This is a genomic window from Streptomyces adelaidensis, assembly GCF_016598475.1.
GTDB lineage: Bacteria > Actinomycetota > Actinomycetes > Streptomycetales > Streptomycetaceae > Streptomyces > Streptomyces adelaidensis.
In genome coordinates this window covers 102,888-125,698 of sequence record NZ_JAEMUX010000006.1, presented here as the reverse complement: position 1 = coordinate 125,698, position 22,811 = coordinate 102,888, and the positions used below count along the sequence as shown (strand labels likewise).

Here is a 22,811-nt window from a genome sequence, read left to right as displayed (position 1 = left end):
AACTTCATAACCCTCGTTGGATCCAGAAGAAGAAGAGAGCCGTTCAATGAAGATCAGCAATCGCAGAAGCAGGCGCGCCGCCGTGGCGGTGGCCCTCGGATCCGTACTCGCGCTGACCGCCACCGCCTGTGGTGACGACGGCAGCGGGGCGGGCGGCGACAAGGGCGCCGAGGGCAGCGGCAAGGGAAAGATCGTCTTCTGGGACAACAACGGCGGTGTCCGCACCGACATCTGGAAGGAGGTCATCGCCGACTTCGAGAAGGCCAACACGGACATCGACGTCGAGTACGTCGGGATCGCCTCCACCGAGTACCAGTCCAAGGTCGACACCGCCATCCAGGGCGGCGGTCTGCCGGACGTCGGCGGCGTGGGCGCGGCGATGGCCGCCGGGTTCGCTGCCCAGGACACGCTGGAGCCGCTGGACGACCGGCTCTCCGGGTCCTCGCTGAACGGCAAGCTCAACGAGTCGATGGTCGAGTCGCTGAAGTCCGCCGGCGGCGGCGACGCCCTGTACTCGATCCCGACCTCCGCGAACAACGGTGTCCTCTACTACCGCACCGACCTGTTCAAGGCGGCGGGCCTCGAAGAGCCGACCGACTGGGACAAGTTCTACGCGGCGGCCGAGAAGCTCACCGACAAGGACAAGAACGAGTTCGGCTACACCATCCGCGGTGGCGCCGGCTCCATCGCCCAGGCGCTGGACGCGATGTACGGGCAGTCCGGCATCACCTCGTTCTGGGACGCGAGCGGCGAGAAGACCACGGTCAACGACCCGAAGAACGTGGCGGCCCTGGAGAAGTACGTCGGCCTCTACAAGAAGACCACCCCGGCCGCCGACCTCAACAACGACTTCACCAAGATGGTCGCCCAGTGGGACTCCGGCACCATCGGCATGCTCAACCACAACCTGGGCTCCTACCAGGACCATGTGAAGGCGTTCGGCGTCGACAAGTTCCGGGGTATCCCGCAGCCGACCGGGCCCGGCGGCAAGCGGGTCCAGGTCTCCAACCCCGTCGACGGGCTCGGCCTGTTCAAGAGCTCCAAGAACAAGGACGCGGCCTGGAAGTTCATCGAGTTCGCCCTCTCGCACGAGCAGAACTCCAAGTTCAACGAGTCGGCGGGCCAGGTGCCGGCGAACAACGAGGCCGCGCAGGACTCGTGGATCTCGGAGGCCGAGCCGACGAAGCTGGCCGCCGCCGCGCTGACCGACGGGTCCACGACCATCGTGCAGCTGCCGTACTTCCTGCCGGACTGGAACACGATCTCGAAGACCGACAACGAGCCGGCCTTCCAGAAGGTGATGGACGGGCAGACCAGCGCGAAGGAGTTCCTGGACGCGCTGGCCGATCAGCTGAACAAGGCGCAGGCCGAGTGGAGTGAGCAGAAGGGATGACGCTCCGCTAGGAGCGCCCGACTGAAACTGCCGGTCCGCTGTGGCTGGTCGCGCAGTTCCCCGCGCCCCTTCAGGGGCGCGGGGGGCACCCCCCGCTTGAAAGGCACCCGCAACCTCCTAATCCAGCACACCTGTTGAGAAAGGCACCCGCACGTGTCGATCACCCGTAGACAGGTCACCACCGCGGCGCTCGCCGCTGTTCCGCTCACCGCCGCCGCCACGGGGACCGCGTCCGCCGCGGCCCCGCCCGGCGGGGGCCGGCGTGAGCGCACCCTCTTCATCGCCGGTGATTCCACCGCCGCGCAGAAGTACGCCGCCGCCGCGCCCGAGACGGGGTGGGGGACGGCGCTCGCGTTCTTCCTCGAGAACCGGCTGGGGGTCTCCAACCACGCCGTGAACGGGCGCAGTTCGAAGAGCTTCATCGACGAGGGACGACTCGACGTCGTTCTCGACGCCATTCGGCCCGGGGACTTCCTCGTCATCCAGTTCGGGCACAACGACTCCAAGGCCGAGGACCCCACGCGCTACACCGAGCCCTGGACCACCTACCAGGACTGTCTGCGCCGGTACATCGACGGCGCGCGTGCCCGGGGGGCCCGGCCGGTGCTGGCCACCTCCGTCGAGCGCAGAAGGTTCAACGCGGACGGTGTGGCGCAGCCGACCCACGGTGACTACCCGGCTTCGATGCGGGCCCTCGCCGAGCGGGAACGAGTGGCGCTGCTCGACATCCAGGCGCTGTCCATCGCCCTGTGGCAGCGGCTCGGCGTCGAGGAGACCAAGAAGTACTTCAACTGGACCGCCACCGAGCAGGACAACACGCACTTCAATCCGCCGGGGGCGATCGAAGTGGCTCGGCTGGTGGCCGCCGAGTCGCTGCGGCGCAATGTGCTCTCACGGCGGGATGTGCGTCGCCTGGACGAGGCGATTCCCGAGTCGTGGATCACGTGGCCCGCGGCGTAGCGCTCCGCTTGTAGACCGGTTTTCGGCTGCGGGTCGTTCGTGGCTGGTCGCGCAGTTCCCCGCGCCCCCAGAAGTCTCCCCCTTGTTTTGAAAGGAACCGCATTCATGCGTTCTCGTGTCTGGCATGCCCATGTCATTACATCCGTTGTCGGCTGTACCGCTCTGGTGCTCGGTGTCACCGGGACCGGTGTCGCCCAAGCGCAGTCGCGTGATCTCGGGCGGCAGGTTCTCGGCGCCGGTGACGGGTGGGGCTCCGAAGGAGCGGGGACCACCGGTGGTTCGGCCGCCGACTCCTCGCACGTCTACACCGTCACCACCTGGGCGCAGTTCAAGGCCGCGCTGCGGGACGGCGGCGACGCACCCAAGATCATCAAGGTCAAGGGGATGATCGACGCGGTGTCCGAGGGCTGCGAGGCCTTCGTCGCCGGAGAGTACGACCTCGCGCAGTACCTCAAGGACTACGACCCGGCCGTCTGGGGCAACGACGAGGTCGCCAGCGGTCCGCAGGAGGAGGCGCGGGCCGCGTCGCAGGCCAACCAGGGCACGGCCATCAAGGCCGCCGTCCCGAGCAACACCACCATCGTCGGCGTCGGCAGGAACTCCGGCATCCTCGGTGGCAGCCTCCAGATCAAGGGCGTCTCGAACGTCATCATGCGCAACCTCACCATCGAGGCCCCGCTCGACTGCTTCCCGAAGTGGGACCCGACCGACGACAACAGGACCGGGGCCTGGAACTCCGAGTACGACGCCGTGGTCGTCTACGGCACCGACCACGTGTGGCTCGACCACAACACGTTCACCGACGGGCGCTACCCCGACAGCGAGCGGCCGTCCTACTTCGGCAAGGTCTTCCAGCAGCACGACGGGCTGACGGACATCGTGCGCGGCTCCAACTACGTGACCGTGTCCTGGAACCGCTTCCAGGACCACGACAAGAACATGCTGATCGGCAACGGCGACGGCCTCGCCACCACCGACGCGGGCAAGCTCAAGGTCACCATGCACCACAACCGCTTCGACGGGATCCTCCAGCGCTCCCCGCGGGTGCGGTTCGGACAGGTCGACGTCTACAACAACCACTACGTGGTGACCGAGGAGCAGAAGGACGACTACTACATCTTCGGTGTCGGCATCTCCTCACAGCTCCACGCCAGCGACAACGCCATCTCGCTGCCCGCCGACGCCAAGGTCGGCAAGGTCCTGAAGAAGTGGAACGAGTCCCCGCTCACCGCCCGGAACAACTACGTCAACGGCAAGCTGACGGACCTCATCGCCGTCCACAACGCCGAGATCCCCGAGGAGACCCTCCAGTCCGGCGCCGGCTGGACACCCACCCTCCGCCCGAAGGTCGACTCGCCGCGCGCCGTGCCGGGCATCGTCGCGGGCGGCGCGGGCGCCGGGAAGGTCTGCTGATGAGCGGGCACCACATCGGGGTCAGCAGACGGTCGTTCGTCGCCGCGAGCGTCGGCGCCGCGATCGCGCTGGGCATCGCGACGCCGGCCCACGCCTCCCGTGGGCGGTCGCCCTTCGGGCGGTACGGATCGCCCTCCGCCCGGCTCACCGCTCAGACGCTGTACGTGGACGCCGGCGGCGCCGGTGACTTCACCACCGTGCAGGCCGCCGTGACCGCCGCGAGCAGCAGCGGGTACACGCTGGTCATCGCGCCGGGTGTCTACCGGGAGACGGTCGCCGTCAGTGCCGCCCGTACGGAGATGACGTGGATCGGGGCCTCCGGAAACGCCCGGGACGTCGTGGTCGTGTACGACAACGCCGCCGGCACCCCGAAGCCCGGCGGCGGCACGTACGGCACCACCGGCTCGGCGACCACCCTCGTGCAGGGCGACGGGTTCACCGCGCGGGACATCACCTTCGCCAACGACTGGCTGCGGGCCGACCACCCCGGGATCAGCGGCACCCAGGCCGTGGCGATCAAGGTGCAGGGCGACCGGGCGGCGTTCGTGCGGTGCCGGTTCCTCGGGCACCAGGACACGCTGTACGCCGACTCGATGGCCCTCGGCACGTTCGCCCGGCAGTACTTCCGGGACTGTTACGCCGAGGGCGACGTGGACTTCGTCTTCGGGCGGGCCACGGCCGTGTTCGAGCGCTGCCACTTCCACACCCTGACCCGGGCCGACCTGGCCTCCGCCCCGTACGGGTTCGTGTTCGCGCCGTCCACCGCGGGCGCCAACCCGCGCGGCTACCTGGTCACCGACAGCCGCGTCACCAGCGCGGCGCCGGACGCCTACTACAAGCTGGCCCGACCCTGGGTGCCCAGCTCGGACACCACCGCCCGGCCCATGCTCACCGTGCGCGAGACCCGCCTCGGAGCCGGGATCGACGCGGTCGCGCCCTACACCAACATGTCGTCGGGCTTCCCCTGGCAGGACCAGCGCTTCGCCGAGTACCGCAACACCGGGCCCGGCGCCGCGATCACCGTCCCGGAGAACCGGCCCCAACTCACGCGTGCGGAAGCCGAGTCGGCCACCCGCGAGGCGTACCTCGGCGACTGGACCCCGTGGGAGAGGTGCTGAGATGCGCCGGCGCACACTGCTCACCGGGATCGCCGGGGGCCTGGTGGCCGTCGGCGCAGCCCCCGTCCCTGCCCTCGCCCACGACCGCCGCGTCCTGCACGTCAGGCCCGGCGGGTCCGTCCAGGCGGCCGTGGACGCGGTGGACGGCTCCGGGTGGACGATCGTCGTCCACCCGGGGACGTACCGTGACGTCGTCAACATCCCTGCTGGCAAAGGGGAGTTGACCCTGTGCGGTGCCTCGCGCGACCCGCGCGCCGCCGTCATCGTCTTCGACCGCGCCAACGGCACGCCCAGGCCCGAGGGCGGTACGTACGGCACCGCGGGCTCCGCCACCCTCACCTCGGCGGCGCCCGGCCTGACCGTACGCGAACTGACCATCGCCAACGACTGGCTGCGCGCGGACCACCCGGAGTTCACCGGGACGCAGGCGGTGGCGGCGTACGTCACCGGGGACCGGTCGCACTTCGAGCGGGTCCGGCTCCTCGCCCACCAGGACACCCTCTTCGCGGACACCACCGCGCTCGACACCTTCGACCGGCAGTACTACCGGCACTGCTACATCGAGGGTGACGTCGACTTCGTGTTCGGGCGGGCCCGGGCCGTCTTCGACTCCTGCCGTTTCCACACCCTCCAGCGGGACGTGTCCTTCACCCCCAAGGGCATGGTCTTCGCCCCCGCCACCGCCCGGGCCAACCCGTACGGTTTCCTCGCCCTCCACAGCCGGATCACCTCCGGCGCGGAGGACGCCGCGTACAAGATCGCCCGGCCCTGGGTGCCGTCGTACGAGACGACCGCCTGGCCGTCGCTGGTCGTGCGGGACACCTGGATCGGCCCCGGCATCGACGCGGTCGCGCCCTACACCAACATGCGGGACGCCTACCCATGGCAGACCATGCGCTTTCGTGAGTACGCCAACTCTGGCCCCGGGGCGGTGATTTCGATGCCGGAGAACCGGCCCCAGCTCACGGCCGCCGAAGCCGGGGCGCACACGCGGCGGACGTATCTCGGGGAGTGGAGGCCCTATGGCCGCCCGTGATCCGGTGGGGCGGCGCGCCTTCGTGGTGGGGGCGGGGGCGGCCGCCCTCCTGGGCGGCGCCGGACCGGCTGCCGAGGCGGCGGCCCCGGAAAGCGGCCTCCCCGACTTCCACCCCCTCCTCAAGGACGAGCTCCGCTTCCCGCTCGCCTGGGGCACCTCCCCGATCCGGGACTTCCGCACCTGGCGGCGGGCCGCCCGCGCGAAGGTCGAGGAACACCTGTTCGTCGCCCGGGACGACACCCCGTACGCCCCCGAGTTCGGCGAGCGGCGCGCCGAGGGCGACGGCTTCACCCGGGAGCTGGTCACCTTCTCCCTCACCCGGTACGGCCGGGTGCGGGGCGCCCTGCTCACCCCGCACGGCACAGGGCCGTTCCCCGCGGTCCTGCTGCTGCACGACCACGGCGCCAAGTTCGACATCGGGAAGGAGAAGCTGGTCCGGCCCTGGTTCGACGACACCCGGCTGAGCTCCGCGCAGACCTGGGCGGACCGGTACTTCAGCGGGCGGTTCGCCGGCGACGAGCTGGCCCGGCGCGGATACGTCGTCCTCGCCGTGGACGCGCTCGGCTGGGGCGACCGGGGCTCGGTCACCTATGACGGGCAGCAGGCCCTCGCGAGCAACTTCTACAACCTGGGCTCCTCGCTCGCCGGCCTCATGGCCAGGGAGGACGTGCGCGCGGCGGCCTTCCTGGCCGGCCTCGACCGGGTGGACCGGCGCCGGGTCGCCGCCCTCGGCTTCTCGATGGGCGCCTTCCGGGCCTGGCAGACGGCCGCGCTCAGCGACGACATCGCGGCCGCGGCGAGCGTCTGCTGGATGACCGGGCTCAAGGAGGTCATGGTCCCCGGCAACAACATCCTGCGCGGCCAGTCCTCCTACTACATGCTCCACCCCGGGCTCGCCCGGCACCTCGACTTCCCCGACGTGGCGAGCATCGGCGCCCCCAAGCCGATGCTCTTCCTCCACGGCGGCCAGGACCCCCTCTTCACCAGCGAGGGTCTCCGGGTCGCGCACGAGAAGCTGCGCGCCGTCTGGCGCTCACGCCACGCCGGGGAGCGGTTGGACATCCGCATCCGGCCGGACCTCGGCCATGTCTTCACCGCACCCATGCAGGACGACGTCGTCACATGGCTGGACGCCGTCCTGTAGCTCCACCGTCCCCACTCTCCCCGCTCGCAGGAAAGGACCCGCATCCCATGCGTCGTACCAGGAGCAGCAGCAGGAGCAGCAGGAGCAGCCGGAGCGTCCGTACGTCCCTCACCGCTCTCGTCACCGTCGCCGCGGCCGCCGGCCTCGGCACCCTGGCGAGCCCCGCCCACGCCGCCACCGTGGTCGTCAGCAACTCCACCGACCTGTCCAACGCCATCAAGAACGCCACCGCCGGTACGGTCATCCAGGTGCGCGGCGGCACGTACTACCCGACGGCGACCATCCAGTCGACGGCGAACGGCACCTCGTCCAGCCGGATATACCTCCAGCCGTACGGCTCCGAGACCGTGAAGATCGACGGCTCGAACCTCCCCGACGGCGACTGGATCTTCAAGCTGACCGCCGACTACTGGACCGTCTCCGGCATCACCTTCCAGAACTCACCGGACAGCGCGGTCGTCTGCCAGTCCTGCGCCTCCACGGTCTGGGACAACATCAAGACCATCAACGGCGGCGACTCCGGCTTCACGCTCACCGGCGACAGCACCACCAACAACCTCGTCAGGAACATCGACTCCTACGGCCACTACGACGCGGCCACCCACGGGGAGAACGCGGACGGTATCGCCGTGAAGTACGGCTCAGGCAGCGGCAACCTGATCACCGGCGCCCGCCTGTACAACAACTCGGACGACGGTCTGGACTTCTGGTCCTTCTCGTCCCCCGTCACCGTCGAGCACACCTGGGCGATGGGCAACGGCAAGAACCGCTGGTCGGACTCCGCCTTCGCGGGCGACGGCAACGGCTACAAGCTGGGCGGCGACGGCGAGACCGTGGCCCACGTCATCAACAACTCGGCGGCCTGGGACAACGCGGGCCACGGCTTCACCGAGAACAGCAACAAGGGCGCCATCGTCATCAACCGCACCACCGCCTACGCCAACACCAAGTGGGGCTACTACTTCGCCACCGGCGCCGCCAGGCTCGGCAAGAACCTGGCGGTGAGCAACGGCGGCGGCACGGTCAGCAAGGGTTCGTCGGTGGTCTCGTCCGGCAACAACTGGGACTCCGGCATCTCCACCCCGTCGTTCCGCTCCACCGACGCCTCCTCGACGTACAACGCCCGCTCGTCGAGCGGCACGCTGCCCGCGACCACCTTCCTGACCACGGGCAGCACGACGATCGGCGCGACGATGAACTGAACGGCGCCTACTTCTTGACGGGCCTGATCGACTCCAGGGTCGGCACCACCGGCAGAATCGTCCCGTCGGCCGCGAACTCCATGCGGTCGATGGTGGTCTCCCGGTGCGTGCCGTCCCCGCCGGACTTGCCGGGGCCGCCCAGGGCGAACCGGTGGTAGACCATGTACCAGTCGTCCGTGCCGGGCACGTTCACCACCGAGTGGTGGCCGGTCGCCTTGATGCCGTACTCGGGACGCTTGGACAGGATCGTGCCCCGCTTGGTCCACGGGCCGAGCGGGGACGGTCCGGTCGCGTACGCCACGTGGTAGTTCTCGCTGCGGGTGTCGTCCTCGGACCACATGAAGTAGTACGTGCCCCCGCGCTTGATCACGAAGGAGCCCTCCCGGTAGTTGTCCGGGGTGATGTCCTTCACCTCGGTCGCGTCGAACGACACCATGTCGTCGTTCAGCGGTACGACGTATCCGTGCCCGTTGCCCCAGTAGAGATACGCCTGTCCGTCGTCGTCGACGAAGACCGACGGGTCGATGGCCTGGCCGCTGTACTGGCCCTTGGCGACCAGGGGTTTGCCGAGGGCGTCCTTGAACGGGCCGGCGGGGGAGTCCGCGACAGCGACGCCGATGTTCCCCTCGGCGCAGAAGTAGAAGTAGTACTTGCCGTCGCGTTCGGCGATCGCCGGGGCCCAGGCGTTCTTGTCGGCCCAGGTCACATCGGGGCCGAGGTCGAGGATCAGGCCGTGGTCCTTCCAGTGGACGAGGTCCTTGGAGGAGAAGGCCTTGAACTGGGTGCCGCCCCAGCCGGCGAAGCCGTCCGTCGTCGGGTAGATCCAGTAGCGGCCGTTCATGTACTTGACGTCGGGATCGGCGTAGAGCCCCGGCAGGACCGGGCTGCGGGTCGGCACCGCCTCGACCGTCCAGACGCGCCTCGTCCCGTCCGCCGCCGTGACCGTGTACTTCTGCGGCTTGCGGAAGTCGCGGCGCGCGCCCGGCTCGGGGCTCACCGTCGCGCCCTCACCCAGCCACAGCTTCGGTGCCAGCCGTACGAGATTCGCGTCGGGCTCCATCGGCAGGACGACCTTGTTCGCGTCCTCGGTGACGATCGCGTACCCCTCCTGGCCCTTGGCCGTCACGTCCACCACCGAGGTGGGGCTCACCGGGTACGCGGCCAGCAGCCGGTCGTACTCCTTCTGCGTGACCGGGATGACCGTGCCGTGCCGGGGGCTCGCGGGGAGTTGGTAGTTCGTCGACGGAGTCCACTTGCCGGAGTCGAGGTCGGTCGTCTCGAAGGGGAGGTAGCCCCGGCCGCCGTACTCGTCGATGAACAGGTACCACTTCTCCTCGGTGTTCGACTTGAACACCGTCGGCCCCTCACCGCGGTCCATGGCGCCGTTGCCGATGCAGTCCGCCACGAAGTCGTACTTCGTCGAGGTCAGACTCGTCGACTTCTCACCGGTGACGAACTTGGCGCAGGGGCTGGAGGAGGTGGGGTCGCGCTCGTCCTTGGTGTAGCGGTAGTACGTGCCGTCGTGCTTCACCACGGTCGAGTCGATGACCGAGTAGCCCGGATCGTTCCAGACCTTCGGCTCGCTGAAGGTGCGGAAGTCCTTCGTCGTCGCGTACATCATCTTGTTGTACGTGGAGCCGGTGTGGTCCGGGTCGTCGTCGGCGTACAGCTTCGACGCCCAGAAGACGACGAACTCACCGAGGCTGTCGTCCCAGTACGCCTCCGGCGCCCAGGTGTTGCCGGCCGAGTCGGGCGAGACCTTCACCAGGCGCTGGTCCGTCCAGTTCACCAGGTCCGTGGACTCCCAGACCATGATCGACTTGCTGCCGTGTCGCTGGACCTGGTCCCAACTGCCGCTGCTGTTCTGGTACATCCGCAGATCGGTCGCGATCATGTAGAACTTGTCGCCCTCGGGGGAGCGGATCACGAACGGGTCGCGCAGCCCCTTCTCGCCGGTGGTGGACGTGAGGACCGGCTTGCCCGCGTTCAGCTCCCGCCAGTGCAGGGCGTCGTTGCCGCGGCTGAGGGCATAGCGGATCTGCTCGCCGTCGGCGGTGCCCTCACCGGTGAAGTAGGCGAAGAGATAGCCGGCGTACTTGGATTTCTTCACGGACGGTGCCGATGCCTTCGCGTCGGGCTGGGCGGCCGCACCCGGCGGGGCCGCCAGCAGGCTGAGAAAGAGTGCGAGGAGGGGGAGCAGGAGCGTACGGGCGGTGGGGCGCATGACACATCCTGTGGAAGTCTGGTGGATTCTGTTGGATATGGACTTCTGGAGTCTCACCAGTGGGGCACGACGCGTCAATGGGGAGGACGTGGCGATCGTGAGCGAAACTTTCGACGACTTTCGTACGGACCACGGCAACCCTTTACGGCCGGGCGGCGACCAGTGATCAGAAGCGGGCCGGGGCGGCCCCTCCGGCCCGCTTCGTTCCTCGTCCCCCTGAGAAAGGAACACCCGTGCGTCAGAGCAGCAGTGGACGCCATCGCAGAACCCGCACCCTGTCGATCGCCGCCGCGGTGGCCGTCGCCGCGGGGGCGGGCGGCGTCCACCTCGGCCTCTCCCGCGACGGCGCCCAGGCCGCCGCCACCACGGTCACCGTCTCCAGCGCCGCCCAGCTGGAGTCGGCCGTCGCGAGCGCCACCGCCGGTACGGTCATCCAGGTGCGCGGTGGCACCTACCGGCCGACGAAGACCCTGAAGTCCACGGCGAACGGCACCGCCTCGGCCCGGATCACGCTCACCGCGTACGGCAGCGAGAAGGTCAGGATCGACGGCTCCGAGCTGGCCGCCGGCTCCTGGCTCGCCGGGATCTATGGCGACTACTGGACCGTCTCCGCTCTGACGTTCCAGAACTCCCCGGCCCAGGGCTTCGTCGCCACCTCCTCCGTCGGCGGGATCTTCGAGAACCTCGTCACCGCGAACAACGGCGACTCCGGCTTCACCCTGCGCGGCGACGGCACGACGAACAACCTCGTGCGGAACCTGGACAGTTACGGCAACTACGACGCCGCCGGCCACGGCCAGAACGCCGACGGCATCGCGATCAAGTTCGGCTCCGGCACCGGCAACAAGATCACCGGCGCCCGCCTCTACAACAACTCGGATGACGGCCTCGACCTCTGGCAGTTCTCCTCACCCGTCACCGTCGAGCACTCCTGGGCCTTCGGCAACGGCAAGAACCGCTGGAACGACTCCGCGTTCGAGGGCAACGGCAACGGGTTCGAGCTGGGCGGCGGCGGAGCGTCGGTAGCCCACTCCGCCAACAACAACGCGGCCTGGAACAACACGCTGCACGGCTTCACGGAGAACTCCAACACCGGGGCGATGCTGCTCAACCGCAACACCGCGTACGCCAACAAGGAGCAGGGGTTCTCCTTCGCCACGGGGAAGGCCCGGCTGGCGCGGAACCTGGCGGTGAGCAACGGCACGGGCAAGGCGAAGCTCGGCGGTTCAACCGTGTCCGCGGCCAACAACTGGGACAGCCAGATGGCCGCGCCGGCCTTAAAGTCGACCGACCCCGCCTCGGCGTATGCCTCGCGGCAGGCGAACGGGTCCTTGCCGGTCACCACGTTTTTGACCACGGGCTCCACGGCTGTCGGTACGACGATGAACTGACTTGCCGCGACAGGTTGTTGGGAAGCCGCGGGCCGGCTGTGGCTGGTCGCGCAGTTCCCCGCGCCCCTGAAAAGCCGCAGGGCCCGGGAGTTGAAAGGAACGCCCCCGCCGGTCGTCACCGGCGGGGGCGTTCTGTGCGTGCCGACCCCGAGGGGGGCTCTGGTCGGCACCCGCTGCCGGCCGAGGGGGGCTCAGGCCGGCAGGTCTGCACGAACCCGTGGAGAGGGAACGGGTCGAGGGCTGTTTCGGGGCCGTCGGGATCGACGAGCCCCAGTCATTGACTGATACCCGCGGACGCCCGTTTGAGAACGCGTCCGTGACACCGATCCGCAGGGTGTGCGCGGTGCGGCCTGGGCGGCCGTGAGCTTGAAGTGCACGAGGATGCCGTCGTTGACGCCCTGCCACATGTACGCGGGGAAGGACGCGGCCGGGTCCCCGCCACCGAGCGTGACATTGCCCGTCCACTCTTGGCTTACCTGTACGTGATGGCAGATGACGAGAACTTGCAGGTGGTTCCGTCCGCGCCGACACCGATCTGCGTCGGCTCCTTGCCCGAGCTGTTGCCCTTGAAGCGCACGCAGGTCTTGACCTTCTTCTTGGGGTCGCCATGGATGCGGATCTTCGAGAGGGTCGCGGTGTCGCCGTAGTTGGCGTTGACGCCGACGATCGCCTTCAGGGGCGCCACGACGTCGATGTCGCTCAGCACGATCGTGCGCTTGTACTGCTTCTTGCAGTTGCCGCAGGAGCGCACCAGCTTGCCGGAGTTCTGCACCCGGAAGCCGGTGACGGTCAGCTTGCCGGCGCCGTTGAACTGCAGCACCTTGTCGGAGCCGTTCTTCGCGCCGCCCCCGACGACCTTGTACACGGCCTTCGAGGACTTGCCCTTGAAGCTTGCGGCGTCCTCACCGACATCCAGCCACCACACGTTCTTCAGGGTGCAGCTGCCCTTGCAGTGCACGCCGTCCGCGCCCGGGACACCGATGATCACGTTCTTCAGGACCGCGCCGTCCGCGAGCTCGAAGATCGGGTCCTGGCCCTCGTCCTGGCTGCCGTCGCCCAGCGCGCCCTTGCCGAAGAACTTCCTCAGTTTGCCGTCGTACGTACCCGACACCTTGATCGTCGAGGAGACGGCCTTGCTGCCCTTGGCCGTCGGCCAGGTGGCGGCGGCGTCGGCGGGGGACAGCAGCGACGTCGTCACGAGGGCTCCGCCGGTGAGGGCGAGGGCGGCCACCGAGCCGATCACGGCCCGCCGGCCGGTGACCCGACGGCGGTGCCGGACGCGCTGTTCTGCAGGTGCGGTCATGTACCCGATTCCTTGCTGGTGGTGACTCTTGCGCCTACTGGTCGCCACCGGTGGAGAAAGGGTTGCCGCCTCCGCGAGACTTCTTTACGAATCGCCTTCGTCTGTGGAGTCGTTGTCGTCGTGGCCCTCGAAGTCGCCCGCCACGGCGAGTTCTTCGCCGCCGGCCTTCTCCGTCCTCGCCGTCATCGCGTAGCGGTCGCCGTCCGCGTCCCGGCCGCCGCGCTCGTGGTTGTACTGCCCGGCGAAGACGAACTCGCCCTTCGGGACCGTACGGCCGTCCTTCAGCACCCAGGTGTAGACCAGGAAGCCGTCGTCCTCCTCGACCGTGAGGTCGAAGTCCTGCTCCGGCAGCGAGCGCCAGGCGCCGGCCGAGGTGACCCCGCCGGTCTGGGCGATCCTCAACTGGACGGAGAGAGCGGTGAGTTGCTCGCTCGTCTTCACGGTCAGATCGCTCTGCGCCCAGAAGTCGTTGCTGTGCGGGTCGACCGAGCCGTCCGACCAGAGCGGGCCGTCCTCCTCGCTGCCCGAGGTGGGCAGCTTCGGTGTGGTCGTGTCCTTGGCCGACGGGCTGCTCGACGGGGTCGAGCTGGGCTTCGCCGCCGAGTCGTCACGGGTGCTCGGGGTCGGGTGGTCGGGGTGGGCCGGGGCCCGGCTCGTCGCGGCGGGGGAGTCGGGCGGGGTCGGGGAGACCGCGACGGTCTGGTCGGCCGGCGGTTTCTCCTCGGCCTTCACCGCGGAGGCGACCGCGTAGCCGCCGACCGCGAGCACACCCGCGACACCGGCGGTGGCGGTGACCACCCGCACCCAGCCCCACAGCGGCGGCCGCGTCGCCTCGCGGACGCGGTGCTTCTCGGGGGCGGCCATGCCGCGCTCGATCCGGGCCAGGATGCGGGCGCGGTCGGGCTCGTGTGCCTCGGCCGACTCGCGCAGCCGGGCACGCAGCTCCTCGTGCACGTCCCTCATCTGTCCCTTCCTCCGGTGCTGCTCACACCCGCTGGCATACGCCGTTGCACGCGGAGCGGCGCGTCCTCGGTGCCGAGCAGCTTCTGCAACTCGGCCATCCCCTTGGACGTCTGGCTCTTCACCGTACCGACCGAGACGCCGAGGGCGAGCGCCGTGTCCTTCTCCGAGAGGTCGAAAGCGTGCCGAAGGACCACACATGCCCGCTTGCGGAACGGCAGTCTGCGCAGCGCCGACTGGACATCGACGACCCCCGGCACATCGGGATTCTCGGTCTTCTCCTCGCGCTGCGACCAGAAGAGGGTGATCCTGCGGCGCTCACGGACCGCGCTGCGGATCCGGGTCCGGGCCAGATTGGCGACGATCCCGCGGGCGTACGCCACCGGATGGTCCGCCGCGCGGACCCGGTCCCAGCGGTGCCACATCGCGAGCAGCGCGTCCGCGGCCAGGTCGTCGGCGGCGTCGGCCTCACCCGTCAAGAGGTGCGCCAGGCGGGACAATTCGGCATAGTGCCGTTCGAAGAAGGCGTGGAACTCCACGGAGGCTGCGTCGTCGACGACAGTGCCCACGGGCGACCTCTCTTCTCGCTGCGGCCACAGGCGGCCGAGCCGGCTTTCTGTGTGTGTCATGTGAATGACACGTGATCGTCGGGGGTCGACCCCCGACGAGATCCGGAAGAGTAGCAGTGATCGTGAAAGCTGTTCGTACGCGGCTTCGAACGCCGTCTTGCAGGGAGAACTCCGATTCCGTAACACGGAGAAAACCTGAATCGGGTTCATCGGGGGAACAATCCAGCCAGCATCCGCGCGTACCTCACGCATGTCCCTAGGAGTACCGTCCATGTCCGACGCACAGAAGGTGGCCGACCGTTCCGGAGCCGCGCCACCCGGGGCGAGCAGCGTCGATCGCTTCTTCAAGATCACCGCTCGGGGGTCCACCTTCGGCCGTGAGATACGCGGCGGCTTCGCCACGTTCTTCACGATGGCGTACATCCTTGTCCTGAATCCCATCATCCTCGGGAGCGCGAAGGACAAGTACGGCCACACCCTCGACGGCGCCGAACTCGTCACCGCCACCGCCCTCGTGGCCGCGCTGATGACGATCATCATGGGCGTCGGCGGCAACCTGCCGCTCGCCCTCGCGGCCGGCCTCGGACTCAACGCGGTCGTCGCCTTCCAGATCGCTCCGCTGATGAGCTGGTCCGACGCGATGGGCCTGGTCGTCCTCGAAGGCCTGCTGATCTGCGTCCTGGTGGCCACCGGCCTGCGTGAGGCCGTCATGCACGCCATTCCACAGGCCCTCAAGCAGGCGATCAGCGTCGGCATCGGCCTGTTCATCGCCTTCATCGGCTTCGTCGACGCCGGGTTCGTCAGCCGAATACCGGACATCGCGGGCACCACGGTCCCGGTGCAGCTCGGCGCCACCGGCGCGCTGTCCGGCTGGCCCGTCCTGGTCTTCTGCCTCGGCGTCCTGCTGACCATCGCGCTGCTCGCCCGCAAGGTGAGGGGTGCGATCCTCATCAGCATCCTGACGATGACGGTCGTTGCGATCGTGATCAACTCGGTGGCCGACATCAAGAGCTGGGGCCTGACCACACCGAAGGTCCCCGACGACATCGTCGCGGCCCCCGAGTTCGGGCTGATCGGCGACTTCAGCCTCTTCGGCTCGTTCGGCGAGACCACCGTCATCACGGTCGTCCTGCTGATCTTCACCCTGCTGCTGTCGGACTTCTTCGACACCATGGGCACGGTCGTCGGCATCACCGCCGAGGCGGGCCTGCTGGACGAGGAGGGCAAGGTCCCCAACCTCGGCCGGGTCCTCCTCATCGACGGCGCGGCGGCCGTCGCGGGCGGTGCCTCCTCCTCGTCCTCGGCGACCTCCTACATCGAGTCCGCGGCCGGTGTCGGCGAGGGCGCCCGTACCGGGTTCTCCAACCTGATCACCGGCGGCCTCTTCGCGGTGGCGCTCTTCCTCACCCCGCTGCTGACCATCGTCCCGATGCAGGCCGCCGCCCCCGCGCTCGTCGCCGTCGGCTTCCTGATGATGACCCAGGTCAAGAACATCGACTGGGAGAAGTACGAGATCGCCATCCCGGCGTTCCTCACCATCGCCGTGATGCCCTTCACCTACTCGATCACCAACGGCATCGGCGCCGGCTTCCTCGCCTTCGTGCTGATCAAGACGGTCCTCGGCAAGGCGAAGGAGGTCCACTGGCTGCTGTGGGGCACCTCGGCGCTGTTCCTGGTGTACTTCGCGATCGACCCGGTCCAGCAGCTGTTCGGGGTCAAGTGACACCGCGTATGCGCTGACGGCGAAGGGCCGCCCCCGGGGGGAGTGGGGCGGCCCTTCTTATTCAGGTGGTCTCTCAGCCCTTCAGCGCCGCCTCCATCACGGCCTTCGCGACCGGCGCGGCCAGCCCGTTACCGCTGACCTCGGAGCGGGCCGCGTTCGACTGCTCGACGACGACCGCGACGGCGACCTCCTTGCCGTCGGCCTTCCCGTACGACGTGAACCACGCGTACGGCGTCTTGCTGTTGTTCTCGCCGTGCTGGGCCGTCCCCGTCTTGCCGCCCACGGTCGCGCCCGAGATCCGCGCGTTCGTGCCCGTGCCGTCCTCGACGACCGTCTGCATCGCCGACTGCAACTCCTCGGCGGTGCCGGAGCTGACGACCTGCGTGGTGTCCGCCTCGGCGTCGTAGTCCTCCAGCACATCGCCACCGCTGTCGGTGATCTGCGAAACCATGTGCGGCGAGACCAGCTTGCCGCCGTTGGCGATGGCCGCCGACACCATGGCCATCTGGAGCGGCGTCGCCGTCACGTCGTACTGGCCGATGCCGGTCAGTGCGGTCGACGGCTCGTCCATGCCGGACGGATAGACACTCTCGTACGCCCGCACCGGCACGTCCCGCGTCTTGTCGTTGAAGCCGAACTTCTCGGCCATCGCCTTCACCTTGTCCTGGCCGAGGTCGACGGCCATCTTCGCGAAGACGTTGTTGCACGAGTACCGCAGCGCCGTGCGGATCGTGGCGTTCTCGCAGGGCGCGGAGGTGTTCTCGTTCCGCAGGACCGTGGTGGTGCCCGGCAGGGTGTACGGGTCGGGGCTGGTGGTCTTCTCGTCCACCGACGCGTACAGGCCGTCCTCCAGCGCGGCCGCCGCCACGACCAGCTTGAACGTCGACCCCGGCGGCAGCGGCTGACGCAGCGCCCGGTTGGTCAGCGGCTTGTCCGCGTCGGCGTTGAGCTTCTTCCAGGCCGCACCGGCGGTGTTGACGTCGGTGAGCGACGACGGGTCGTACGACGGGGTCGAGACCACCGCGAGGATCTTCCCGGTCGCCGGGTCGATCGCGACGGCCGCGCCCTTGGTGTCGCCGAGCGCGTCGTACGCCGCCTTCTGTACGTCCGGGTCGATCGTGGTGATCACATCGCCCGGGTCGGCCCGCTTGTCGGTGACCGTGTCCATCACGGTCTTCAGCCGGAGGTCCGTGCCGTTGAGCAGGTCCCCGTAGATGCCCTCCAACTGCGTCGGCGCGTACGCCTGCGAGGCATAGCCCGTCACCGCCGCGTACAGCTCGCCGTCCGTGTACGTCCGCTTGTACGCGAGGTCGCTGTCCTTGGTCCGGGCCGAGCCGGTGACCGCCTCACCGGCCACGATGATGTTCCCCAGCGGGTCCGCGTACGTCCCGATCGCGTTGCGCCGGTTGTCCTGGTCGTCCGCGAGCGCCGTGCTCTCGTAGAACTGCACCCATGTCGCCCTCACCAGCAGGGCGAGCACGAGCAGCAGCGTGAAGACGGCGGAGCGCCTGATCGTCTTGTTCATTCCACTCGGGCAGACGAGCGGGATGCGATCAATCGTTCCCTTCGCCCGGTTTTCTCATGGGCTCTTCATGCGGCGGCCGCGGCCGTGAACCCGTCAGAGCCGCCGGGTCGCCAGCGTCAGCCGGTCGCGCGCGTCGAACAGGGAGTCCTTGACCAGCTGTTCATGGGCCGGGGTCAGCCGGGCCACCGGGACCGAGCAGCTGATGGCGTCGCGGGCCGGCGTGCGGTACGGGATCGCCACGCCGAAGCAGCGCAGCCCGAGGGTGTTCTCCTCGCGGTCCACGGAGAAGCCCTGATCGCGGATCTGGCGCAGCTCCTCGATGAGCTGCTCCCGGTCGGTGATCGTGTTCTCGGTGAGCGCCGGAAGGGTCTCAGGGAGCAGCTTGCGGACCTGCTCGTCGGTGTGGGTGGCCAGCAGCGCCTTGCCGAGCGAGGTGGAGTGGGCGGGCAGCCGGCGGCCGACCCGGGTGAAGGGGCGCAGGTAGTGCTGCGACTGGCGGGTGGCCAGGTAGACGACGTTCGTGCCGTCGAGCCGGGCCAGGTGGATCGTCTCCGTGGTGTCGTCCGAGAGCCGGTCCAGCGTCGGCCGGGCCAGCGCCACCACCTCGTCCCCGTCGATGTACGACGTGCCGACGAGCAGCGCCCGTACCCCGATGCCGTACCGCGTGCCCGTCGCGTCCGTCTCGACCCAGCCCAGCTCCACGAGGGTCCGAAGCAGCATGTACAGACTCGACTTGGGGTAACCCACCGCCTCCTGCACGGCGGCCAGGGAGTGCATACCGGGGCGTCCGGCGAAGTATTCGAGCAGCTCAACGGTCCGCACCGCCGATTTGACCTGTGCTCCGCCGCCCGTCTCGACTGCCGACATCGCCCTTGACCCCTTCGTTCGACGGGAAATAGTCTCCGACAGCATATTCATCATCAGAGACAGCGTTCAGCATATCGAACGACCCTGGTGAATGGACCCAGGTAATCCTGGTGAATGAACCCAGGTAAACGTGAAAGGGACCCACGGTGGCAGCAGCACCAGTCTGGAGTGTCGACCCCCGTACCGGGAAGCAGCGCGAGCAGGTTGCGGTGGAGGCCACAGCCCAGGAGGTGGACGCCGCCGTCCGCGCGGCGCACGCCGCCCGTGCTTCGCTGGCCGACCGTACCGTTCGCTCGGCCTTCCTGCGCACGGCAGCCGACCAGCTTCAGGCGGCCAAGGACCAGCTGGTCGAGGTCGCCGACGCGGAGACCGCGCTCGGCCCGGTCCGGCTCACCGGCGAACTCGCCCGCACCGGCTATCAGCTGCGGGCCTTCGCCGACATCGTCGACGAGGGCGCCTTCCTCGACGTGGTGATCAACCACCCCGACGACACGGCGACCCCGCCCATCCCCGATCTGCGGCGCTACAAGGTCCCGCTCGGCGTGGTGGCCGTCTACTCGGCCTCGAACTTCCCCTTCGCCTTCTCCGTCCCCGGCGGCGACACGGCGAGCGCGCTGGCCGCCGGGTGCCCGGTCGTGGTCAAGGCCCACCCCGACCACCCGGCCCTGTCCGAGCTGGTCGCGATCGTGCTGCGCCGGGCCGCCGCCGAGCACGGCATCCCCGAGGGCGTCCTCGGCCTCGTCCACGGCTTCGAGGCGGGCGTCGAGCTCGTCAAGCACCCGCTCGTCACGGCCGCCGGCTTCACCGGTTCCGTACGCGGCGGCCGCGCCCTCTTCGACGCGGCGGCCGCCCGCCCGGTGCCGATCCCGTTCCACGGCGAGCTGGGCTCCCTGAACCCGGTCCTCATCACCGCGGCCGCCGCCGAGGAGCGCGCCGAGGCCATCGGAACCGGCCTCGCCGGCTCCATGACCCTCGGCGTCGGCCAGTTCTGCGTGAAGCCGGGCCTGGTGCTGGCGCCCGCCGGCGACGCCGGTGACCGGCTGCTGAAGTCGCTCACCGACGCGGTCAGCGACGTCGGCTCCGGGGTCCTGCTGGACCACCGCATGCGTGACAACTTCCTCGCCGGTGTCGCCGAGCGCGCGGAGCTGCCCGACGTGGAGTCGCCGGTGACCGCCGGCGCGGGCGGCGAGCACACCGTCAGCCCCGGGTTCCTGACCGTCCCCGCCGGCAAGCTGGCGGCCGAGGGCGAGCACGATCTGCTCCTGGAGGAGTGCTTCGGGCCGCTCACCGTCGTGGCGCGCTACGAGGACGAGGACGAGGCCAAGTCGGTCCTGTCCCGCCTGCCGGGGAACCTGACCGCCACGGTGCACCTGTCCGGTGGCGAGGCCGCCGGAGAGGGCCGCGGGCCGGAGCTGCTGGCCGAGCTGACGCCGCTGGCCGGACGTGTGCTCGTCAACGGCTGGCCGACGGGTGTCGCCGTGGCCGCCGCCCAGCACCACGGTGGGCCCTACCCCGCGACGACCTCCATGTCCACCTCGGTGGGCGGGACGGCGATCGAGCGGTGGCTGCGGCCGGTGGCCTACCAGGGGGCGCCCGACGCGCTGCTTCCGGCGGAGCTGAAGGACGACAACCCGCTGGGGCTGCCGCGGCGGTTCAAGGGTCGCCTGGAGCGGTAGCGCTCCGCGGTGCCGCCGTAAGAGGTTCGGACCGCTTCGGGCTGTCGGTTCGTCGTGGCTGATCGCGCAGTTCCCCGCGCCCCTGAAAGCCTGCTGCCGCAGGCCCGGAGCTGTAAGAATCGCCCAATGGATCTCGAACTTCCCGAACTCCCCTTCCCTCTTCGCACATACGGTCCCGATGGGCACTGGTCCCATGAGGACGGGGTGCTCACCGGGTGGGCCGGTGGGCGGCAGGACCGGTTCGTGCCGCCCACCGATGAGGGACTGGACCCCGCCTCGGACGCGCCCAGGCTGCTGGGCGCGCCGGAGGGGGACTTCCAGCTGATCGCCCGTGTCACCGTCGGCTTCGCCGCCGGGTTCGACGCGGGCGTTCTGTATGTGCACGTGAGGGAAAGGGCCTGGGCGAAGCTCTGCCTGGAGTACTCACCCGACGTGCCGACCGTGTGCACGGTGGTCACGCGTGGACACTCCGACGACGCCAACTCCTTCACCGTGGAGGGCAGTTCGGTGTGGCTGCGGGTCAGCCGCACCGGCCGGGCGTTCGCCTTCCACGCCTCCCGCGACGGCAAGCGGTGGACCTTCGTCCGGCTCTTCACCCTCGCCGGCGAGAAGGAGAGCGGCGCCGCCCTCGTAGGCTTCATGACCCAGTCACCGATGGGCGAGGGCTGCGTGGTCACGTACGACGAGATCGAGTTCCGCCCGAACTGGCCCCAGGACCTGAGAAACGGCAGCTGAGGCGCCCTGAAGGGGCGCGGGGAACGGCGCGATCAGCCCCCACCGGACGGGCAGCCGAATCGAATCGGGGGGTTGAAGGGGCGCAGCCCCTGGGGGATGGGACGGGTAGGGGCGGCGGGGGCGAAGAAACTCCCGGAACCACGCCGCCCCCGGTCACGTCCTCCCCGGCATGATCAAGGACCGTGTGACCCGAGTCACCGGAGCGCGCGTGATCAGGACCGCGCTCCCCGCCGAGGCACAGGGCATCGCCGCACTGCACGCCCGCGCCCGCGCGACCTACTACCCCGCCGGTGTCCCCGACGACGGCACGGACTGGCTCGCCTCCTGGCAGCGAGCCATCGAACGCCCGGACGGCCATGTCCTGTGCGCGGTGGAACAGGGCCGGATCACCGGAATCGCCTCGTTCCGCACGGCGGACGACGCACCCGCCGACACCGTCTACCTCGCACAGTTCCACGTCGCCCCCGACCAGTGGCGCCGGGGCACCGGCCGTGCCCTGCACGCGGCCTGCGTGGAGGAGTGGCAGGCGGACGGCAAGCGCACGGCCACCCTCTCCGTGCACATGGACAACCACCGGGCACGCGCCTTCTACACCGGCCTCGGCTGGACCCCCGACCCCCGCAACCCGCCCGCGCCCGGCGACCATCACCTCCTCCTCACGTACCCGGTGGCCGGGGAATGAGCCGGGCTGCTTGAACGTTCATCAACTATGGAGGCGGAGGGCGCCTCCATACCCGTACGACCTGGAGAGAGCTGAAACCATGCGCGTCGAGATCTGGAGCGACATCGCCTGCCCCTGGTGCTACGTGGGCAAGGCCCGCTTCGAGAAGGCGCTCGCCGCCTTCCCGCACCGCGACGGCGTCGAGGTGGTGCACCGCTCCTTCGAGCTCGACCCGGGCCGCGCCAAGGACGACATCCAGTCGGTCCTCACCATGCTGACCAAGAAGTACGGGATGAGCCAGGCGCAGGCCCAGGCCGGCGAGCACAACCTCCGCGAACAGGCCGCCGCCGAGGGGCTCGACTACCGCGCCGAGGCCCGCGACCACGGCAGCACCTTCGACATGCACCGTCTCCTCCACTTCGCCAAGGAGCAGGGCCGGCAGAGCGAACTGCTCCAGGCCCTCTACCGGGCCAACTTCGTCGAGGAGCGGTCCGTGTACGCCGACGCCGACACGTATCTGATCCAGCTGGCCGTCGAGGCGGGGCTCGACGAGAGCGCGGCGCGCGGGGTGCTCGACGACCCGGCCGCGTACGCCGACGTCGTCCGCGCGGACGAGCGGGAGGCCGCGGAGCTGGGGGCGAACGGGGTGCCGTTCTTCGTGCTCGACCGCAAGTACGGGGTCTCCGGGGCGCAGCCCGCGGAGGTCTTCGAGCGGGCCCTCGCCCAGGCGTGGGGCGAGCGGCCTCCGCTGAAGCTGGTCACGACGGCGGGCGCGGAGGACGCGGAGGCCTGTGGGCCGGACGGATGCGCCGTGCCCCAGTAGGCGAGTGCGGGGCCGGCCCAGGAGCGATGTATAAGCATCGCTTGGGTAAACCACGTAAAACATCTCAATGGACGAGAGGACTCATGGG

19 protein-coding genes and 1 pseudogene are annotated in these 22,811 nt (G+C 69.3%); 13 read left to right on the top strand and 7 right to left on the bottom strand.

Annotation, left to right across the window (positions count from 1 at the left end; translation table 11 throughout):
* Positions 1-46 precede the first annotated feature (46 nt).
* The 7 genes from I8N67_RS05195 to I8N67_RS05165 all read left to right on the top strand — a co-directional run bounded on the left by I8N67_RS05195 (position 47) and on the right by I8N67_RS05165 (position 8,266).
* Entirely contained in the window at positions 47-1,393 is a 1,347-nt protein-coding gene (locus I8N67_RS05195) for an ABC transporter substrate-binding protein (RefSeq protein WP_200301379.1), read from the top strand.
* A gap of 153 nt (positions 1,394-1,546) precedes the next feature.
* On the top strand, positions 1,547-2,353 hold the full coding sequence (locus tag I8N67_RS05190; RefSeq protein ID WP_200301378.1) for a rhamnogalacturonan acetylesterase: 807 nt from the start codon (positions 1,547-1,549) through the stop codon (positions 2,351-2,353).
* Positions 2,354-2,458: 105 nt separating this feature from the next.
* The gene (locus I8N67_RS05185) at positions 2,459-3,766 is read left to right on the top strand and encodes a pectate lyase family protein (protein WP_200301377.1); all 1,308 of its coding nucleotides are present in this window, start codon (positions 2,459-2,461) and stop codon (positions 3,764-3,766) included.
* Complete coding sequence (locus I8N67_RS05180; RefSeq protein WP_200301376.1) at positions 3,766-4,884, top strand: pectinesterase family protein; 1,119 nt, start codon at positions 3,766-3,768, stop codon at positions 4,882-4,884. Before I8N67_RS05185 ends, I8N67_RS05180 begins: the two co-directional genes overlap by 1 nt.
* Position 4,885: 1 nt before the next feature.
* The gene (locus tag I8N67_RS05175; RefSeq protein ID WP_200301375.1) at positions 4,886-5,920 is read left to right on the top strand and encodes a pectinesterase family protein; all 1,035 of its coding nucleotides are present in this window, start codon (positions 4,886-4,888) and stop codon (positions 5,918-5,920) included.
* The gene (locus I8N67_RS05170; RefSeq protein WP_200301374.1) at positions 5,907-7,064 is read left to right on the top strand and encodes a dienelactone hydrolase family protein; all 1,158 of its coding nucleotides are present in this window, start codon (positions 5,907-5,909) and stop codon (positions 7,062-7,064) included. The genes I8N67_RS05175 and I8N67_RS05170 overlap by 14 nt, the downstream gene beginning before the upstream one ends.
* A gap of 47 nt (positions 7,065-7,111) precedes the next feature.
* Positions 7,112-8,266 carry a right-handed parallel beta-helix repeat-containing protein gene (locus tag I8N67_RS05165; protein ID WP_200301373.1) on the top strand — a complete coding sequence of 385 codons (1,155 nt, stop codon included), beginning with the start codon at positions 7,112-7,114 and terminating at the stop codon, positions 8,264-8,266.
* Positions 8,267-8,273: 7 nt separating this feature from the next.
* On the opposite strand, the gene I8N67_RS05160 is transcribed toward I8N67_RS05165, so the two are convergent.
* Positions 8,274-10,490: a family 43 glycosylhydrolase gene (locus tag I8N67_RS05160; protein WP_200301372.1), complete on the bottom strand. Its 2,217-nt coding sequence runs from the start codon at positions 10,488-10,490 to the stop codon at positions 8,274-8,276.
* 233 nt (positions 10,491-10,723) lie between these two features.
* Between I8N67_RS05160 and I8N67_RS05155 the strand changes: the two genes are divergently transcribed.
* Positions 10,724-11,881: a right-handed parallel beta-helix repeat-containing protein gene (locus tag I8N67_RS05155; RefSeq protein ID WP_307835154.1), complete on the top strand. Its 1,158-nt coding sequence runs from the start codon at positions 10,724-10,726 to the stop codon at positions 11,879-11,881.
* 204 nt (positions 11,882-12,085) lie between these two features.
* Here the strand turns inward: I8N67_RS05155 and I8N67_RS44880 are convergent.
* The 4 genes and pseudogenes from I8N67_RS44880 to I8N67_RS05140 form a co-directional block, all read right to left on the bottom strand.
* Positions 12,086-12,348, bottom strand: a pseudogene (locus I8N67_RS44880) (polysaccharide lyase family protein); the annotation flags it as partial.
* A gap of 5 nt (positions 12,349-12,353) precedes the next feature.
* A complete protein-coding gene (locus tag I8N67_RS05150; protein WP_200301371.1) occupies positions 12,354-13,184 on the bottom strand; it encodes a pectate lyase in 831 nt (276 codons plus the stop codon).
* An 84-nt stretch (positions 13,185-13,268) separates the two neighbouring features.
* On the bottom strand, positions 13,269-14,147 hold the full coding sequence (locus tag I8N67_RS05145) for a hypothetical protein (RefSeq protein WP_200301370.1): 879 nt from the start codon (positions 14,145-14,147) through the stop codon (positions 13,269-13,271).
* Positions 14,144-14,713, bottom strand: a complete 570-nt coding sequence (locus I8N67_RS05140; protein WP_200301369.1) for a SigE family RNA polymerase sigma factor — start codon at positions 14,711-14,713, stop codon at positions 14,144-14,146. Before I8N67_RS05140 ends, I8N67_RS05145 begins: the two co-directional genes overlap by 4 nt.
* 271 nt (positions 14,714-14,984) lie before the next feature.
* Between I8N67_RS05140 and I8N67_RS05135 the strand changes: the two genes are divergently transcribed.
* Complete coding sequence (locus tag I8N67_RS05135) at positions 14,985-16,436, top strand: NCS2 family permease (protein ID WP_200301368.1); 1,452 nt, start codon at positions 14,985-14,987, stop codon at positions 16,434-16,436.
* A 73-nt stretch (positions 16,437-16,509) separates the two neighbouring features.
* Here the strand turns inward: I8N67_RS05135 and I8N67_RS05130 are convergent, their stop codons facing one another.
* Positions 16,510-17,961, bottom strand: a complete 1,452-nt coding sequence (locus I8N67_RS05130; protein WP_200301367.1) for a peptidoglycan D,D-transpeptidase FtsI family protein — start codon at positions 17,959-17,961, stop codon at positions 16,510-16,512.
* A 93-nt stretch (positions 17,962-18,054) separates the two neighbouring features.
* A complete protein-coding gene (locus I8N67_RS05125; RefSeq protein ID WP_200301366.1) occupies positions 18,055-18,828 on the bottom strand; it encodes an IclR family transcriptional regulator in 774 nt (257 codons plus the stop codon).
* Positions 18,829-18,974: 146 nt separating this feature from the next.
* Here I8N67_RS05125 and I8N67_RS05120 point away from each other — a divergent pair, with 146 nt between their 5' ends.
* The 4 genes from I8N67_RS05120 (at position 18,975) to I8N67_RS05105 (ending at position 22,723) form a co-directional block, all read left to right on the top strand.
* Complete coding sequence (locus I8N67_RS05120) at positions 18,975-20,504, top strand: aldehyde dehydrogenase (NADP(+)) (RefSeq protein ID WP_200301365.1); 1,530 nt, start codon at positions 18,975-18,977, stop codon at positions 20,502-20,504.
* Between the two features lie 126 nt (positions 20,505-20,630).
* On the top strand, positions 20,631-21,239 hold the full coding sequence (locus tag I8N67_RS05115) for a DUF1349 domain-containing protein (protein WP_200301364.1): 609 nt from the start codon (positions 20,631-20,633) through the stop codon (positions 21,237-21,239).
* A gap of 169 nt (positions 21,240-21,408) precedes the next feature.
* Positions 21,409-21,921, top strand: a complete 513-nt coding sequence (locus tag I8N67_RS05110; RefSeq protein ID WP_200301363.1) for a GNAT family N-acetyltransferase — start codon at positions 21,409-21,411, stop codon at positions 21,919-21,921.
* A gap of 79 nt (positions 21,922-22,000) precedes the next feature.
* Positions 22,001-22,723 carry a DsbA family oxidoreductase gene (locus I8N67_RS05105; protein WP_200301362.1) on the top strand — a complete coding sequence of 241 codons (723 nt, stop codon included), beginning with the start codon at positions 22,001-22,003 and terminating at the stop codon, positions 22,721-22,723.
* Positions 22,724-22,811: the final 88 nt, after the last annotated feature.